This window comes from Knoellia pratensis (assembly GCF_042666395.1).
Lineage (GTDB): Bacteria > Actinomycetota > Actinomycetes > Actinomycetales > Dermatophilaceae > Knoellia > Knoellia pratensis.
In genome coordinates, this window is record NZ_JBHTDJ010000003.1 from 1,211,930 (window position 1) to 1,228,340 (window position 16,411).

The following is a 16,411-nucleotide window of genomic DNA, read 5'->3' on the forward strand; positions in this document are numbered from 1 at the left end:
CATACCCGAATTGTCAGAGGGCCGGGAGACAATGGGGCGTGCCGCTCTACCGTGACCAGGGGATCGTGCTGCGCACCCACAAACTGGGTGAGGCAGACCGGATCATCACGGTGCTCACGCGCAGTATGGGCAAGGTCCGCACGGTCGGCAAGGGCGTGCGCCGCACCAAGTCCCGCTTCGGTGCCCGGCTCGAGCCGGGGATGCTCGTGGACCTCCAGTGCTACGAGGGTCGCAACCTCGACACGGTGACCCAGGCCGAGACGCTCGAGTCGTGGGGCGACGTCTGTGCCCGGGACTACGACTCGTGGACGGCGGCCAGCGCGGTGCTCGAGACGTGTGACCGGCTCACCGAGGAGCGCGAGCCGGCGCTCCAGCAGTACTTGTTGGTGACCGGCGCCCTGCGTTCGCTCGCTGGCAAGGAACATGACCCCAACCTCGTCCTCGACGCCTACCTGTTGCGTGCGCTCGCGATCGCCGGTTGGGCGCCGAGCTTCCACGACTGCGCGAAGTGCGGCGCCGAGGGGCCGCACCGGGCGTTCCACATCGTCTCCGGTGGCGCGGTCTGCTCGTCGTGCCGCCCGCCCGGGTCCGCGGCACCCGCGCCAGAGACCCTGCGACTCCTCGCGGCATTGCTCGCCGGCGACTGGTTCATTGCCGACGCCTCCGACCTGCGCCACCGACGGGAGGGGAGCGGACTGACCACGGCATTCCTGCAGTGGCACCTCGAACACGGCGTGCGCTCGCTCCGTATGGTGGAGCGGTGACCAGCCGCCCCTTCGCTCACCCCAGCGGCGCGCAGCCGCCGCCCCTTGCTCCGGCACAGGTGCCTGGCCACGTCGCCATCGTCATGGACGGCAACGGACGCTGGGCCAACCAGCGCGGGTTGCCGCGGACCAAGGGTCACGAGGCCGGCGAGGGCGCGCTGTTGGACGTCGTTGCCGGCGCCATCGAGGCCGGTGTGACGCACCTGTCGACCTACGCCTTCTCGACCGAGAACTGGAAGCGCTCGCCCGACGAGGTCCGCTTCCTCATGGGGTTCAACCGCGATGTCATCCGGCGGCGGCGCGACCAGCTCCACGAGTGGGGGGTGCGCATGGTCTGGGTCGGTCGGCGGCCGCGTCTGTGGTCCTCGGTCATCAAGGAGCTCGAGATCGCGCAGGAGCTGACCCGGCACAACACCGGACTGACTCTGTACTTCTGCGTCAACTACGGCGGCCGGGCCGAGCTCGGTGATGCCGCTCGAGCGCTGGCGCAGGACGTCGCCCGCGGTCGCATCAAGGCCAAGAACGTCGACGAGCGGACGCTCGCCCGCTATCTGCCCGAGCCGGACATGCCCGACGTCGACCTCTTCATCCGGTCGTCGGGGGAGCAGCGCACGAGCAACTTCCTGCTGTGGCAGAGCGCCTACGCCGAGATGGTCTTCCTCGACACCCTGTGGCCCGACTTCGACCGACGCGACCTGTGGCGGGCCATCGAGATCTATGCCGACCGCGACCGCCGCTACGGCGGGGCCGTCGACCTCGCACAGACGTCGACCGACGAGGCGCCCGCGCAGTGAGCCACGAGCGGCCGCACGTCGAGACGCCACCCCTCTCGACCCCTGACGAAGGTGAGATCCGCGCCCGACGCTCGCCACGGCATACGCATCAGGAGGAGCACGACGATCCCCCTCCGGAGACCGGCGGCTACGCGGTCTGGATCCTCGCGGCCGGCATGCTCGTCCTGGCGCTCGCCCGACCTCGGCTCACCGCACTGCTCGATGACCACGAGGCCGTGCAGGCCTGGCTCACCGTCTTCGTGTCCATCGCGTTGCAGGCGCTGCCCTTCCTCGTCCTCGGTGTCGCACTGTCGGCGGCCGTCGCCGTGCTCGTGCCGCCCGAGGCGTTGAGTCGTTGGCTGCCCAAGAACCCGGCCGTGGCGGTGCCCGTCGCCGGGCTGTCCGGGATGGCCCTGCCGGGGTGTGAGTGTGCGAGCGTGCCGATCGCAGGAGCCTTGGTATCGCGCGGTATTCAGCCCGCAGTGGCCCTGACCTTCCTCCTGGCGGCGCCCGCGATCAACCCCATCGTGCTGGCCTCGACGGCGGTCGCCTTCGCGGGGGACTGGCGCGTCGTCCTCGCGCGATTCCTCGCCTCGCTCGTCACCGCGATCGTCGTCGGATGGATCTGGTTGCGGCTGGGCAAGGACTCCGTGATCCGTATGCCGCGCCGCGCCCGTTCCGACGGATCTCGCCTCGCGCGTTTCGTCGACGAGGTGAGCCACGACGTGCTGCATGCCGGTGGCTACCTCGTCGTCGGCGCGGCTGTCGCTGCGACGGTCAACGTCGTCGTCCCTCGCGCCTGGATCGACACTCTCGCTGGCAACCTGCTCGTCTCGATCATCGTCCTCGCGGTGTTCGCCGTCATCGTCGCGATCTGTTCGGAGGCGGACGCCTTCGTGGCGGCGAGCATGTCGGCATTCCCCCTGACGGCGCGCCTGGTCTTCATGGTCGTCGGGCCCGTGCTGGACGTGAAGCTCTTCGCCCTGCAGGTCGCAACGTTCGGGCGGAGGTTCGCCATGGTCTTCGCGCCCCTGACGTTCGTCGTCGCGGTGCTCGTGGGCGCCGTCACCGGAATGGTCCTGCTGTGATGACTGCCCCAACTCTGCTCCCGGAGGCTGCCGCATGAACAAGACGATGCAGAGCACCGCCCTGTCGGTCATCGGGGTCATCGCCGTCGTGGCTGCACTGGGCGGCCTCTATCTCAACTTCGTGAAGCCGGTGATGCGCTGGCCGATCATCGCGGCGGCGCTGGTCCTCATAGGGGTCGCGATCATCGGACTGATCGGACACGAGCGCGTGCGCGGCCGCCGCCAGGCCGCACCGGTGGCGCCCTACGAGAGCATGGAACCGGGGCAGGACAGCGACGCTGGAGCCCACAGCCACAGCCACAGCCACAGCCACGACCACGGCAAGGGGCCGCGCATCGGCTGGCTGCTCATCGTCCCGTTCGTCCTGCTCGGGGTGGCCACTCCGGGGCCGCTGGGAGCCTTTTCGGCAGAGCGGGACTCGGGCCGGATCGCCACCAATGGCGAGCCCCCGCTGTTCGACCCTCTCGAGGGTGGCGACGAACGGGTGGGACTGGCGGTCGGGGAGTACGCCATGCGGGCGCTCTACGACGACCCCAAGAACCTTGAGGGCAAGACGTTCTCGCTCACCGGCTTCGCATCCGAACTCGCCGACGGCGAAGGGTGGGCGCTCACCCGCATGTCGCTCAGCTGCTGCGCCGGAGACGCCCAGGCCATCAAGGTGCGGGTGGTCGGCGCGCCGGCTCCGGCGGACAACGAGTGGGTGACGCTCACGGGCACGTGGAAGAAGGCGGCGACCCCGGCCGATGCCCCGGAGACCTTGCCGGTGATCGAGGCTAGCAACCTGCAGCCGATCTCGGCCCCGGCCAACCCCTACGAGTAGCGGAGGGTGAAGTCGAGGTAGCGCGACCTGCCGTCAGCACTGGAAGCTCGCGGCATGTCGTGCTATCTCGATCCCCGTCAGTGCGTCAGGTCGAGGTCGGACTCAGGCACTCCAAGCGCCCGCCCAAGTCGACGCAGCATCGCAATGCGCTTCGGGCGGGTGTAGACGTCCCCAGCAAAGATCTCCACGAAGGTCCAGCCCTCGTCCTCTGCGAGATGGCGGCGCGAAACATCGACGGCTCGCTGCCCGATGTCGCTGTGGTGCTTGCCCTGGTACTCGCCGATGACGCGATGGTCGCGCCACACGAAGTCGCCCTCCAACATCCAGCCTGCGCCCCCGCCACCAGCATCCTTGAACTCCACCGCCACGTTCAGCTCGGGTGTGGGCAACCCGCCGCGGTGGAACATCAGCCGAGCGCGCGTCTCCATCGGTGACTTCGCACGCGGCGAGACCAAGGCGAGCGCTTGACCCAGCACGAGCTTTCCCCTCGGCCTCACACGCGCGTCGAGAACCGCCCGCATCAACCGGACGCCGTTCCCGGCCCCTTTGGACCTGTCCAGGAGTCGGGCTGCGACGTCACCCGCAACGACGAGGTCGTCAAGTGCGAGGCCCCGGTCGAGCACCTCGCCCAAGTCCACCCAGGTGTCAGCGAGACCTGTCACCGCGACGCCGGACGGATGCTGGACCACGCGCCGACGCTCCAGCCCTCGGTGCCCGATGCACCCGTTTCGCCTGACGGGACCCGAGCGGTGACCGCACATCACGTCCAGGTCCGACTGCCGCTCGAGGACCGCTGGGAGCGGCAGGCCCCACAGCAGGGCCGCAGTGATGTGGGACAGGGCCACCGGGGCGCGCAACGCCACCAGATAGGCCAACGACCTTTCGGTGAGGGTGGTCGGCTCGTTCTTCACTCGAGAGCCGCGGGTCAGGACATGGAGCTCCTTGCTGCGGAGTTCTCGCGCAGAGACGCCCAGCGTGCGGGCCTGCATGGTGGAGAAGGGGCGCGCCGCGAGGTCGTCCGGGAGTCGCTGCATGGATCGGAAGCATCCCCGAACAGCTGCGACCGGGAGCAGGGTTATCCACAGTTCCAGTTCGTGGTGCCTCAGGTTGACGTCGAGGTAGCACGACCTGCCGTGGGCATTCCCTGCTCACGGCATGTCGCGCTATCTCGACGTGAGGCGCCGCCGAAGCCTCAGTGCGAGGTGCAGGTGCCGAAGAGCTCGATGGTGTGGGTGACGTCGGCGAAGCCGTTCTGGCGCGCGACCTCGGTGGCCCACTTCTCGACGGCCGGACCCTCGACCTCCACGGTGCGCCCGCACTCGCGGCACACGAGGTGGTGATGGTGGGCGTCGGTCGCGCAGGAGCGATAGACGCACTCGCCGTCGTCGGTCCGCAGCACGTCGACGTCACCGTCGGCGGCCATGGCCTGGAGGTTGCGATAGACCGTGGCCAGTCCGACGGAGTCGCCGCGCGACTGCAGTTTGGAGTGCAGGTCCTGCGCTGACACAAACTCCGGCGTCGCTGCCATGAGCTCGGCCAGAGCCGCCCGCTGACGGGTGGGTCGGCGCGAGCTGGCAGCGGTGCCGTGATCGGTGGAAGCAGTCGTCATCGAGAGACCTCCTCGGTGTCCTGGTGCGGTGCGTGGGCGTGTCCGTCGTGCTCGTCGTGCTCGTCGTAGTGGTCGGCGTGCGGTGCGTGCCGGTGTCCGTCGTGGAGGTAGTCGACGTGGTCCTCGTGGGGGATGGCCTCGTGGCCGCACACGGGGCCGTGTTCGTGCTCGTGCCGTTCGGCGCGTTCGTGGGCGGCGCGGCGTGCACGGGTCACGAGACCGCTGACGACGCTCACCACGAGGAAGGTCGCGATGGCGAGCAGCACGATCGTCCCGCCCGAGGGCGTCCTGGCATAGAACGACACGATGACACCGCTGACGCTCGAAGCGACGCCGATGAGCGAGGCCCACGCGAGACTGCTCCGGAAGCTGCGCGAGACGAGCTGAGCCGTGGCGTTGGGGATGATCATGAGGGCCGTGATGAGCAGCAGCCCGACGACGCGCATCGACACGACGACGGTGACGGCGGTGAGCACCGACAGGGCGATGTTGTAGCCCATGACCGGCAGGCCCACTGCTCGCGCGTACTCCTCGTCATTGGCGACGGCGAAGAACCGGTGTCGCAGCATCCAGGTGACACCGACAACGACCACAGCAAGCACCGCGAAGACGATGATGTCGGCGCGGCTCGTCGTGAGGATTGCGCCGAACAGATAGCTCGTGAGGTTGCCGGGCGACGCCGCAGACGACCTCGAGATGAGGACGACGCCGAGCGCGATGCCGCCATAGAACATGACAGCGAGGGCGATGTCGCCGCTCGTGCGGCCAGTCGCCCGGATGAGCTCGACGCCCACAGCGGCGGCCACGGCCGCGACGAGGGCAGTCAGCACGGGCATCGAGCCGGTGAGGATCCCGACGGCGACACCGGCGAGGGCGACGTGGCCGATCCCGTCACCGATGAGCGACATGCGCCGCTGGACGAGGAAGGCACCGACAAGCGGTGCGGCGAGTCCGACGAGGAAGGCCGCGATGAGCGCTTGGCGCATGAAGTCGAGGGACAGCAGGTCACTCATGAGCGGACCTCCCGCGACGACAGCGGGTCGGTGACGATGGCCGCGAGTCCCGAGTGCCGCTCGTCCGTGGCCGGAGAGTCGTGGTGGTGACCGTCGCCGAGTTCGTGACCCTGGTGGCCTGCGGCGTATGCCGTGGGCGTGCCATCGAAGTCGACGTGCCCGCCGTTCATGCAGACGATGCGCGTGACGACGCCACTCAGGGCGGCGAGCTCGTGGGTGACGATGAGCATCGACGTCCCGCGCGTCGCGAGGGCCGAGAGGACGTCGGCGAGGATGCGCTGGTTGGCAAGGTCCACCCCGGCCGTCGGCTCGTCCATCACGAGGACATCGGGCTGTGCAGCAAGGGCCCGGGCGATGAGCACCCGCCGCTGCTGCCCACCGCTGAGCGAGGTGACGTCCTCGCGCTCGCGGTCCCGCAGGCCGACGGCGTCGAGCGCCTCGTCGACGACCGCCGAGTCTGCGGCGTTCGCGGGGCGCCACCACGGACGCAGGGGCAGTCGCCCGGTCTCCACGATCTCGCGAACGGTGGCGCGCACGGACGCAGAGAGCGAATGCCGTTGCGGCACATAGCCGATGCGCGGCTTGTCGTGGAAGCGCGCCAGCGGCGTCCCGAAGAGCGACACCTCGCCCCCGAGGTGGTCGGACAGCCCGAGCAGGCCCTTGACGAGAGTGGTCTTGCCGGAGCCGTTGGGGCCGAGCAGGGCGATGACCTCACCCGGTCCCTGCGACAGGGTGACGCCGTCGACGACCTTGCGGTCGGCATACCCGAAGGACGCCGACCGCAGGGAGATGAGGGGGGTGACGGTCACTGACAGCCCTGGCCCTTCTTGAGGGTCGCGAGATTGGAGCGCATGACCTCAAGGTAGTTCGTGCCGGCCGATGCGTCAGTGAGCCCTTCGATGGGATCGAGGACGGCCACCGAAGCGCCGGTCTCCCGGCCGATGGTCTCGGTGAGGTTCTTGCTGACGAGCGTCTCGGCATACACCGTGGTGACCTTGTGCTCGCGCACGTGCTCGACGATCTCCTTCATCGTGGCGGCGTTCGGTTCGGCGTCCGGCGAGACTCCGGCGATGCCTTCCTGGTGCAGGTCGTAGCGGTCGGCCAGGTAGGCGAACGCCGCGTGCCCGGTGACGAGGTCGCGGCTGGCGCAGGTCTTGAGACCGGTCGCGAACTCCGCGTCCAGGGTGGTCAGGTCGGCGACGAACGCGTCCGCGTTCTTGGCGTATGCCGCCGCGTTGGCCTTGTCGACCTCGCCGAGTTTGGTGGAGATCGCCTTGACGGCGCTCGCATACCGGGTGGGGTCCAGCCAGAAGTGGGGGTCGACGCCCTCGTGGGCGGGGTCGTCACCCGAGTGCTCGTGGCCGTCGTCCGTGGCCTCGATGGACAGATCGACGTCTGCGGCGACATCGAGGGTCTTGTTCGAGTCCACCTGTTTCAGGGCGTCGTCAACGGCGGGCTGGAACCCGTGCTCGTAGACCGTGAGCGCCGACTTCCCGACCGTGACGATGTCGCGCGGGGTGAGCTCGACGTCATGCGGTTCTGCTCCCGGCTTGGCCAGGTTCGTCACAGTGACGTGGTCGCCTCCGACGCGCTCCACGGCATACGCCAAGGGGTAGAAGGCGGCGGTGACCGCGATGGTGCCGTCCTTCCCGGACGAGGTCGACGAGTCGGCCGACGCGCCGCAGGCGCTGAGGGCGAGGGCGCCGATGACCGGCAGGGCGAGAAGGGAACGCGTCATGACAATCATTCTCAACTCAGTTGAGAATGGTTGTCAATTCCGTACCCGTCTTCGTGCCCCGCACGGACTACTCGCTGGCGCTCGCCGTCCTGTCCCACTTCCGTCTTCGTGCCCCGCACGGACAACTCGCTGGCGCTCACCGTCCGTGCTGGGCACGAAGACGGTCAGTTGGGGATGGCCTGGGTGACCGTGACGGCTGCGGCGATCGCGACGACGGCGACGCGCATGAGCCGCTCGGGTGCCGTGAGGCGGGGCCAGCCGAGGAGGAGCAGCCACAGGAGGAACAGCGTCACGGCGGCGATGAGGATCCAGCCCCAGCCCTCGATGACGATGCCCGCGACCATCAGTCCAAGGACGAGGAGGAACGGGACGACGCGGGGGAGCCCGGCCAGCGTCTGGAGGATGGGCGCGCTCGCGCGCTCGAAGGATTCGCGTAGGGGTGACACGAGCGAGGAGCCTACGCGAGCAACCGGCATACCCCGCGGGTCGACAGGAGCGGACGGAACCCGCCGCTGCCCACGAAACCGATGCGAGAGGGGCGCTCAGCGGCCAGTAACCTTGCGCCCATGGCCAAGGAAACCTCCACCGTCGATACCGTCGTCAACCTCTGCAAGCGTCGGGGGTTCGTCTTCCCCAGTGGGGAGATCTACGGCGGTACGCGTTCGGCGTGGGACTACGGCCCCCTCGGTGTCGAGCTCAAGGAGAACATCCGCCGGCAGTGGTGGAAGTCCATGGTCATCGCTCGCGACGACGTCGTCGGCCTCGACTCCTCGATCATCCTGCCGCGTGAGACCTGGGTTGCCTCCGGTCACGTCGGCACGTTCACCGACCCGCTCACCGAGTGCCTCAGCTGTCACAAGCGCTTCCGCGTCGACCACATGCAGGAAGCCATCGCCGACAAGCAGAACAAGAGGGCCGCCGCCGACGCGCAGATCGACCCCGACTCGATCCAGCTCGCCGACATCGCCTGCCCGAACTGTGGCACCCGCGGGCAGTGGACCGAGGCGCGCGAGTTCAACATGATGCTCAAGACCCACCTCGGTGTCATCGAGGACGAGGGCGGCCTGCACTACCTGCGCCCCGAGACCGCGCAGGGCATCTTCGTCAACTTCCTCAACGTCATGCAGACCTCGCGCAAGAAGCCGCCGTTCGGCATCGCCCAGACCGGCAAGAGCTTCCGCAACGAGATCACGCCCGGCAACTTCATCTTCCGTACGCGCGAGTTCGAGCAGATGGAGATGGAGTTCTTCGTCAAGCCCGGCGACGACGCGGAGTGGCACAACTACTGGATCGAGGAGCGCACCCGCTGGTACGTCGACCTCGGCATCAACCCCGACAACCTGCGCCACTTCGAGCACCCGGCTGACAAGCTGTCGCACTACTCGACGCGGACGGTCGACATCGAGTACCGCTTCAACTTCACCGGCAGCGAGTGGGGCGAGCTCGAGGGCATCGCCAACCGCACCGACTTCGACCTGTCGACGCACAGCAAGCACTCGGGCACCGACCTCCTCTTCTTCGACCAGACGACTGGCGAGAAGTACACGCCCTACGTCATCGAGCCGGCCGCCGGTCTCTCGCGCAGCCTCATGACCTTCCTCGTCGACGCCTACGCCGAGGACGAGGCCCCCAACACCAAGGGTGGCGTCGACAAGCGGGTCGTGCTCAAGCTCGACCGCCGCCTGGCGCCGGTCAAGGCTGCTGTGCTGCCGCTGTCGCGCAACGCCGACCTCTCGCCCAAGGCCCGCGACCTCGCGGCGACCCTGCGCAGGAGCTGGAACGTCGACTTCGACGACGCCGGCGCCATCGGCAAGCGCTACCGCCGCCAGGACGAGATCGGCACGCCGTTCTGCATCACCGTCGACTTCGACACCCTCGACGACCAGGCCGTGACGATCCGCGAACGCGACACCATGGCGCAGGAGCGCGTCGCCCTCGACCAGGTCGAGGGGTATCTCGCGCAGCGCCTCATCGGCTGCTGAAATAGCCATGAACACCTGCCTTGTGTGCCCCAGCGGTCCCACATCGGGACCGCTGGGGCACACAAGGCGAGGTTTGGCATGAGTGACGTTGTGGTCGCTGAGGCTGCCGCCAGCCTGTATGCCGTTCCGCTGGGTGAGTTCATCACCTCCCGGAAGGCGTTGGCTGCGTCCGCGAAGGTTGGCGGCGATGCGGCCGCAGCCAAGGAGATCCTCGCGCTGCGCAAGCCGACGGTCACCGCGTGGGCGATGAACCTGACCTCCCGCGAGGAGGGTTCGGTGATCGCCGACCTCGTCGGGCTCGGAGCCCGGATGCGCGCCGCCCAGGCGCGTCTGGACGCCGGTGTGCTCACGTCGGTGAGGGGCGAGCGGGACGCGAGCGTGGCGGCATACGTCAAACGCGTCGCCGAGGTGGCCGCAGCGGCAGGTGCCGCTCTCAGCGCAAGTGGTCTCGATGAGGTTCGCGCTTCGGCGATCGCTGCGCTGGCCGACGAGACGGCGGCGCAGGCGCTGGCGTCGGGTCAGCTGACCCGGGCGTTGAGCTACAGCGGGTTCGGCGAGGTCGACCTGTCCGGCGCGGTGGGAGTCACGAGCTCGGGCTCGATCATGTCGGTCCTCAAGGGCGGCAAGACTGCCGATGCAGCAAAGACGCCGGAAACGGATGAGACCGAGGCTCCTCACGACGACGAGTTGACGGATGAGGAACTCGCCCAGGCGGTGGCTGATGCCAAGGCAGCCAAGACCGCGGCGAAGGTGCGGCGGGAGGCTGAGGTCGAGGTCAGCGCAGCCGAAGCGGAGATGAAGGCCGCGCAGTTCGAGCTCGAGGCGGCCGAGGACGCGGCCCGTGCGGCGCGCAAGGCGCTCGTGGCCGTTCAGAAGCGCCTCGACGCCGCACGATCCGCCCTGAAATGACCCAGAGGGAATGTCCCGGCGAGGTAGCCTGTTCTGGTAGATGAATGTTCAACTACCCAGCAAGGAGTGTCTGAGATGGAGTTCGGCATCTTCACCGTCGGGGACGTCACGACGAACCCGACCAACGGCCACACGCTCTCGGAGAACGAGCGCATCAGGGCCACTGTCGCCATCGCCAAGAAGGCCGAAGAGGTCGGACTCGACGTCTTCGCCACGGGCGAGCACCACAACCCGCCCTTCGCCGCGCCCGCCAACCCGACGGTCCTCCTCTCGCACATCGCCGCCCAGACCGAGCGCATCGTGCTCTCGACGTCCACGACGCTCATCACGACCAACGACCCGGTGCGCATCGCCGAGGACTACGCCTACCTGCAGCACCTCTCCGATGGCCGCATGGACCTCATGATGGGTCGCGGCAACACCGGGCCGGTCTACCCGTGGTTCGGCAAGGACATCCGCGACGGTCTCGACCTCGCGATCGAGAACTACGCGCTGCTGCGACGCCTGTGGCTCGAGGAGAACGTCAGCTGGCAGGGCAAGTTCCGCACGCCACTGCAAGGGTTCACTTCCACGCCTCGCCCGCTCGACGGCATACCCCCGTTCGTCTGGCACGGCTCGATCCGCAGCCCCGAGATCGCTGAACAGGCCGCGTTCTACGGCGACGGGTTCTTCCACAACAACATCTTCTGGCCGTTGTCGCACACCAAGCAGATGGTCAACCTCTATCGTCGCCGCTACCTGCACCACGGCCACGGCAAGCACGACCAGGCCATCGTCGGACTCGGCGGGCAGGTCTTCATGCGAGCCAACAGCCAGGACGCCATCGCTGAGTTCCGTCCCTACTTCGACAACGCCCCGGTCTATGGCCACGGCCCGTCGCTCGAGGAGTTCGCGCGCGAGACCCCGTTGACCGTCGGCTCGCCGCAGGAGGTCATCGAGCGCTACGCCACGATGGCCGACCACGTGGGTGACTACCAGCGTCAGCTGTTCCTCATCGACCATGCCGGTCTGCCCCTGAAGACCGTCCTGGAGCAGCTCGACATCCTCGGTGGCGAGGTCGTGCCCGAGCTGCGCAGGATCGCGGACGCTCGTCGCCCGACCCACGTCCCGTCCACCGCACCCCGGCACGCCGAGCGCCTCGCGGTCCTCGACGGAACACCAGTGGAGGCCTGACATGACCCGTCGCATCGTCGCTGTGAGTGCCGGACTGTCCGAGCCCAGCTCGACGCGCCTGCTCACCGACTCGCTGGCCGAGGCCGTCCGGCGTCACGTCACCGCCCACGGTGAGGATGTGAGCGTCGAGGTCGTCGAACTGCGACCCTTGGCGCGACTCATCGCCGACCAGCTGATCACCCGCTTCCCCAGTGGGGAGCTCACGGCGGCGATCGAGAAGATCATCGGCGCTGACGCCCTCATCGCCGTCACTCCTGTGTTCTCCGGGTCCTACAGCGGCTTGTTCAAGAGCTTCTTCGACAACCTTGACGTCGACGCTCTCGACGGCAAACCCGTCCTCGTGGGCGCCACGGGCGGCTCGGCCCGTCACTCGTTGATGCTCGAGCACGCCATGCGGCCGCTCTTCAGCTATCTGCATGCGTCGGTCGTCCCGACCGGCGTCATGGCGGCGACCGAGGACTTCGGAACCCCGGGCCTCGACCGTCGCATCGACCGCGCGGCCGCCGAGCTCGTCGCAGCGCTGCTCGGCGCGACGGCCGGTGCCGGGTCGGCTCACTCGGGCTTCCTGCCTGCGAACGACGAACAACGCGAGGCGGGCTTCACCGACCGCTTCGACGAGGTCACCGACTTCGCCGAGCTGCTCCGCCGCGTCACCGACTGACCGCTCTCACCCCCGACCCCAGTTCGTGCGACTTCGTGCCCCGCACGGACACGCCCCGCCGGCCGAAGGCCGCCCAGACGTGTCCGTGCGGGGCACGAAGTCGTCCTGTGGGGGCTGGGTATGCCGGAGACTGGGGAAGTGGCTCCGTCGCGAAGCGAGGTCGATGACGACTTCGCCGAGTTCGTGCGTGCGCGCCAGCACCAGGTGCTGCGGGCGGCGCACCTCCTGTGTGGGGATCCGGGGCTGGCCGAGGACCTCGCGCGCGGGGCCTTCGTGGCACTGGCCCTGCGTTGGAGCAAGGTCCGGGACGACTCTCCCGACACCTACGTCCGCGAGGCCCTCTATCGCGACGCGATGAGGTTGCGGCACAGCGGGTCTCACGATGTCCCCGCTCTGGACCAGCTCACTCACAAGCAGCGCGCCGTCACCGTCCTGCTGCACTTCGAGCACCGCACCGAACACGAGGCGGCCGAGATCCTCGGCATCTCGGTCGGCGCCGTACGAAACCAAGCCCACGCTGGCGACGGGCTCGCGGGGTGGCTCTTCGATGCCGCCGAAGCGGTGGGGGAGCAGGACTTCGTCGAGGCCGCGAGGTCGGGCGCCCGCGCGAGGAAGCTGCGGCACCGCCGCTTTGGGATTGGCGCTGCTGCCGCGGTGGCCCTCGTCTCGGCGGCATTCGTCGTCGTGCCACGAGGTTCCACGACCGACCGGGCCAATCCCGCACCGTCCCCGTCGAGTCCCCGTCCCACCTCCCTCGCGCCGCCGTCGGACGGGGAGCCAGCCACTTTCAGCCTGTTCAACGTGACGACCCAGGTGGGGCCAGATCTCAGCCAGGTCAATGCCCTGCCCAAGATCGACGACCTCACGAGGAGCCAGCTGGCCCTCCCAGAAACGTTGACCTTTGGCCCGGAGACCGTGATGCCCACCCTCAGCGAGGTCGGAAACAACAGCGCTCCAGTGCGGGCAGTGCTCCTGAGGCGCACGCCCGAGGGGATGCAGCCGGTGCTCGTGAGGCCGACGCTGAGCAAACCCTTCTCGCTCCTGGACACGGTCACGCTCGTGGCCAACGTGGATGAGGGAGGGAACTCTTCGGAGCCCCTCGAGGTCACGGCCATCGCCAACGACCGTCGGCACGTGATGTTCCTCCAGCCCGGCAAGGTCCTGGTGCTCGACGCCTTTTCCGGCAAGGTGACGACCTTCGTGGTGGCCGACGCGCACCTTGAGGGCGGCGGATGGACGCCTGACGGGCAGTCGGTCATCGCGTGGTCCGCGAACCGCGAGTGGCGCATCACACCAGCGACAGGAACGGCAGACAGGTTGGGTCAGGTCGGGGCCAGCCCAGGCCGGCACAAGGTCGTGGTGGACGAGGACGGCAGCATGCGCGTCCTGGAGTCCGACGACCGGGGAATCATCACCAAGACCCTCGGTGGTCCGCGAGTGCTCAGTCAGGTCTGGGGGAGCACCTTCACCAACGTCGAGAGCCGTCTGGCGACCGGGGGGTTCCTCAACCGGTCCGCCGAAGTTCTCGCCAACTCGGTGCAGCCCGACAAGCTGTTCCAGGGAGTCTTTGCCGTCGACCGTGACGGGGTGACCTCGGCCCGGCTCCTCCTGGCACCGGGCAGCGAAGGGATGGTGTTGGGGTGCTGCGAAGTGCTGGGCTGGGCCTACAACGACCAGGTCCTCATCCGCTGGAACGGCCGCGATCTCCTCGCGTGGAACGTGGGCACTGGCGCGTTGACCCGCGTGTCCACCCTCCCGGACAGCGACGAGGGCTCACCCCTGGGCAGGGCCGGTCTGACCGTGGCGCTGGCGCCCTGAGCCGGTTTCGATGCGGCGCTCGGGATCGGTGATCCAGTGGCTCCAGGAGCCGATGTAGGGCGTGGCCTCGAACCCGGCCAGGTGCAGAGCGAGGGCCGTGTGGGCGGCGGTCACACCGGACCCGCACGAGGTGCCGATCTCGCTGCCAACATCGACGCCGAGCCCGGTGAAGTAGTCGCGCAGCTCTTCCGCAGTCCGGAACCGACCATCGGCCTCGAGCTGCTCGGCCATCGGAGCGTTGCGGGCTCCGGGGATGTGGCCAGCCACCGCGTCGATCGGCTCGGTCTCGCCCCGAAAGCGTTCTCCCGCTCGAGAGTCGAGGAGTATGCCGTCCTGCGCCACTCGCGCTGCGCCCTCGGCATCGAGGACGGGCACCGATCCGACGCTGACGCTCACGTCGCCGGGGCGCGGAGTCGGGACGGCTGTCGTCACCTCGAGTCCGGCCGCCTGCCACGCCGCAATGCCACCATCGAGCACCCGCACGTCAGACAGGCCTGCCCAACGCAGCACCCACCAAGCCCGGGCCGCAGCGAGCGACGTCGACTGGTCGTAGAGGGCGACGCTGTCACCGTTGCTCACTCCCACGGCACGCAGCCCGGCCTCCAGCACCTCGGCGTCGGGCAGAGGGTGCCGGCCACGCTCACCCGGAGGCCCGGCAAGCACGGCGTCGAGGTCGAGGTGAGGGGCATCGGCAAGGTGCGCCGCGGCATACAGGGCTGGTCCGTCTCCGGCCAACGTGTACTGGACGTCGAGCACACGGACACCTCCGGCCTCGGTGGCGGAGGCGAGCTCTGTAGGTGTGATCAGCGTGGACATGGACCACAGTCAACCAGTGGGACAATCGTTCGGTCATGAGTGCATCTGTCGCCACCGCCAAGCCTGTCCTGCCCCCGCTGCAGATCGGGCGCCACACCATTGAGTCGCCCGTCGTCCTTGCCCCGATGGCCGGGATAACGAACCGTGCCTTCCGTCGTCTGTGCCGTGAATACGGTTCTGCGGGTTCGGAAGCAAGTGGCGCGAGCGGTGCCACGAGCCTCTACGTCAACGAGATGGTGACGTCGCGCGCCCTGGTCGAACGCACTCCGGAAACGATGCGCCTCATCAGTCACGGCCCCGAGGAGCACCCTCGTTCGGTGCAGCTCTACTCGGTCGACCCCGTGACGGCCGGACTCGCCGCGCGCATGCTCGTGACCGAGGACCGCGCCGACCACATCGACCTCAACTTCGGCTGCCCCGTGCCCAAGGTGACCCGAAAGGGTGGGGGAGCGGCGCTGCCCTGGAAGACCGACTTGTTCCGCGGCATCGTCAGCGCCGTCGTGCGCGAGGCCAACCCCTACAACGTGCCGGTCACGGTCAAGATGCGCATCGGGATCGACGCCGACCACGTCACGTATCTCGACGCCGGACGCATCGCCGAGGGAGAGGGCGTTGCCGCCGTCGCCCTGCACGGAAGGACTGCGGCACAGGCCTATTCGGGTCAGGCCGACTGGTCCGCCATCGCCCGGCTCAAGGAAGCCGTCACGACGATCCCCGTCCTCGGCAACGGCGACATCTGGTCGGCCGAGGACGCGCTCGAGATGGTGCGCCAGACCGGTTGCGACGGTGTCGTCGTGGGCCGCGGATGCCTCGGGCGACCATGGCTCTTCACCGACCTCGCGTCGGCCTTCGCGGGCACGGCGTCGCGCGTCCAGCCCGGGCTGCGTGAGGTGACGGAGACGCTGCGTCGGCACACGGCATACCTCATCGACTTCTATGACGGCGACGAGCTGCGGGCCTGCCGCGACATCCGCAAGCACATCGCCTGGTACCTCAAGGGGTTCCCGGCCGGTTCGAGCGTGCGCAACCAGCTGGCCCTCGTCGACGGCCTGCAGGCGCTCGACGACCTCATCGGCACCATGGATCTGGACGCGCCGTGGCCGGGCGATCCGGCCGAGGGTCAGCGCGGGCGGGCGGGTTCGCCCCGAGTCGTGGCCCTCCCGGAGAACTGGTTGAAGTCGCGCGAGCTCAACGAGGCGCAGCGCGCCCAGATTGCGCAGGCCGAGCTCTCTGTCTCGGGTGGCTGA

At 68.6% G+C, this 16,411-nt stretch carries 17 protein-coding genes; 10 read left to right on the forward strand and 7 right to left on the reverse strand.

Going from position 1 to position 16,411, the window contains the following annotated elements; translation table 11 throughout:
- Window positions 1-38: 38 nt before the first annotated feature.
- The 4 genes from recO to ACFQRE_RS15665 are packed head-to-tail and all read left to right on the forward strand — an operon-like array spanning window position 39 to window position 3,445.
- Window positions 39-764 carry a DNA repair protein RecO gene (gene recO / locus ACFQRE_RS15650; RefSeq protein WP_380124030.1) on the forward strand — a complete coding sequence of 242 codons (726 nt, stop codon included), beginning with the start codon at window positions 39-41 and terminating at the stop codon, window positions 762-764.
- A complete protein-coding gene (locus ACFQRE_RS15655; RefSeq protein WP_380124032.1) occupies window positions 761-1,558 on the forward strand; it encodes an isoprenyl transferase in 798 nt (265 codons plus the stop codon). The genes recO and ACFQRE_RS15655 overlap by 4 nt, the downstream gene beginning before the upstream one ends.
- A complete protein-coding gene (locus ACFQRE_RS15660; RefSeq protein ID WP_380124034.1) occupies window positions 1,555-2,625 on the forward strand; it encodes a permease in 1,071 nt (356 codons plus the stop codon). The genes ACFQRE_RS15655 and ACFQRE_RS15660 overlap by 4 nt, the downstream gene beginning before the upstream one ends.
- 34 nt (window positions 2,626-2,659) lie before the next feature.
- Window positions 2,660-3,445, forward strand: coding sequence for a TIGR03943 family putative permease subunit (locus ACFQRE_RS15665; protein ID WP_380124036.1), 786 nt, complete (start codon window positions 2,660-2,662; stop codon window positions 3,443-3,445).
- Window positions 3,446-3,522: 77 nt separating this feature from the next.
- On the opposite strand, the gene ACFQRE_RS15670 is transcribed toward ACFQRE_RS15665, so the two are convergent.
- The 6 genes from ACFQRE_RS15670 to ACFQRE_RS15695 form a co-directional block, all read right to left on the reverse strand.
- Complete coding sequence (locus tag ACFQRE_RS15670) at window positions 3,523-4,479, reverse strand: hypothetical protein (protein WP_380124038.1); 957 nt, start codon at window positions 4,477-4,479, stop codon at window positions 3,523-3,525.
- A 158-nt stretch (window positions 4,480-4,637) separates the two neighbouring features.
- Complete coding sequence (locus ACFQRE_RS15675) at window positions 4,638-5,054, reverse strand: Fur family transcriptional regulator (RefSeq protein ID WP_380124040.1); 417 nt, start codon at window positions 5,052-5,054, stop codon at window positions 4,638-4,640.
- Window positions 5,051-6,067 (reverse strand): metal ABC transporter permease, encoded by a 1,017-nt coding sequence (locus ACFQRE_RS15680; RefSeq protein ID WP_380124042.1) that lies wholly within the window; start codon window positions 6,065-6,067, stop codon window positions 5,051-5,053. Before ACFQRE_RS15680 ends, ACFQRE_RS15675 begins: the two co-directional genes overlap by 4 nt.
- Window positions 6,064-6,876 carry a metal ABC transporter ATP-binding protein gene (locus tag ACFQRE_RS15685; protein ID WP_380124044.1) on the reverse strand — a complete coding sequence of 271 codons (813 nt, stop codon included), beginning with the start codon at window positions 6,874-6,876 and terminating at the stop codon, window positions 6,064-6,066. The genes ACFQRE_RS15680 and ACFQRE_RS15685 overlap by 4 nt, the downstream gene beginning before the upstream one ends.
- The gene (locus ACFQRE_RS15690) at window positions 6,873-7,805 is read right to left on the reverse strand and encodes a metal ABC transporter substrate-binding protein (protein ID WP_380124047.1); all 933 of its coding nucleotides are present in this window, start codon (window positions 7,803-7,805) and stop codon (window positions 6,873-6,875) included. The genes ACFQRE_RS15685 and ACFQRE_RS15690 overlap by 4 nt, the downstream gene beginning before the upstream one ends.
- A gap of 164 nt (window positions 7,806-7,969) precedes the next feature.
- The gene (locus tag ACFQRE_RS15695) at window positions 7,970-8,251 is read right to left on the reverse strand and encodes a DUF6703 family protein (RefSeq protein ID WP_380124049.1); all 282 of its coding nucleotides are present in this window, start codon (window positions 8,249-8,251) and stop codon (window positions 7,970-7,972) included.
- 120 nt (window positions 8,252-8,371) lie between these two features.
- Here ACFQRE_RS15695 and ACFQRE_RS15700 point away from each other — a divergent pair, with 120 nt between their 5' ends.
- The 5 genes from ACFQRE_RS15700 to ACFQRE_RS15720 all read left to right on the forward strand — a co-directional run bounded on the left by ACFQRE_RS15700 (window position 8,372) and on the right by ACFQRE_RS15720 (window position 14,348).
- On the forward strand, window positions 8,372-9,787 hold the full coding sequence (locus tag ACFQRE_RS15700) for a glycine--tRNA ligase (protein ID WP_380124051.1): 1,416 nt from the start codon (window positions 8,372-8,374) through the stop codon (window positions 9,785-9,787).
- Between the two features lie 78 nt (window positions 9,788-9,865).
- Window positions 9,866-10,696 carry a hypothetical protein gene (locus ACFQRE_RS15705; RefSeq protein WP_380124053.1) on the forward strand — a complete coding sequence of 277 codons (831 nt, stop codon included), beginning with the start codon at window positions 9,866-9,868 and terminating at the stop codon, window positions 10,694-10,696.
- 75 nt (window positions 10,697-10,771) lie between these two features.
- Window positions 10,772-11,869: an LLM class flavin-dependent oxidoreductase gene (locus ACFQRE_RS15710; RefSeq protein WP_380124302.1), complete on the forward strand. Its 1,098-nt coding sequence runs from the start codon at window positions 10,772-10,774 to the stop codon at window positions 11,867-11,869.
- A 1-nt stretch (window position 11,870) separates the two neighbouring features.
- Window positions 11,871-12,530, forward strand: a complete 660-nt coding sequence (locus ACFQRE_RS15715) for an FMN reductase (RefSeq protein ID WP_380124055.1) — start codon at window positions 11,871-11,873, stop codon at window positions 12,528-12,530.
- 138 nt (window positions 12,531-12,668) lie between these two features.
- On the forward strand, window positions 12,669-14,348 hold the full coding sequence (locus tag ACFQRE_RS15720) for a sigma factor-like helix-turn-helix DNA-binding protein (protein WP_380124058.1): 1,680 nt from the start codon (window positions 12,669-12,671) through the stop codon (window positions 14,346-14,348).
- Here ACFQRE_RS15720 and ACFQRE_RS15725 read toward each other — a convergent pair.
- Window positions 14,304-15,164 carry a sulfurtransferase gene (locus ACFQRE_RS15725; protein ID WP_380124060.1) on the reverse strand — a complete coding sequence of 287 codons (861 nt, stop codon included), beginning with the start codon at window positions 15,162-15,164 and terminating at the stop codon, window positions 14,304-14,306. The two genes, ACFQRE_RS15720 and ACFQRE_RS15725, sit on opposite strands and share 45 nt — an antisense overlap.
- 35 nt (window positions 15,165-15,199) lie before the next feature.
- On the opposite strand from ACFQRE_RS15725, the gene dusB reads away from it, so the two are divergent.
- Window positions 15,200-16,411, forward strand: coding sequence for a tRNA dihydrouridine synthase DusB (dusB, locus tag ACFQRE_RS15730; RefSeq protein ID WP_380124062.1), 1,212 nt, complete (start codon window positions 15,200-15,202; stop codon window positions 16,409-16,411).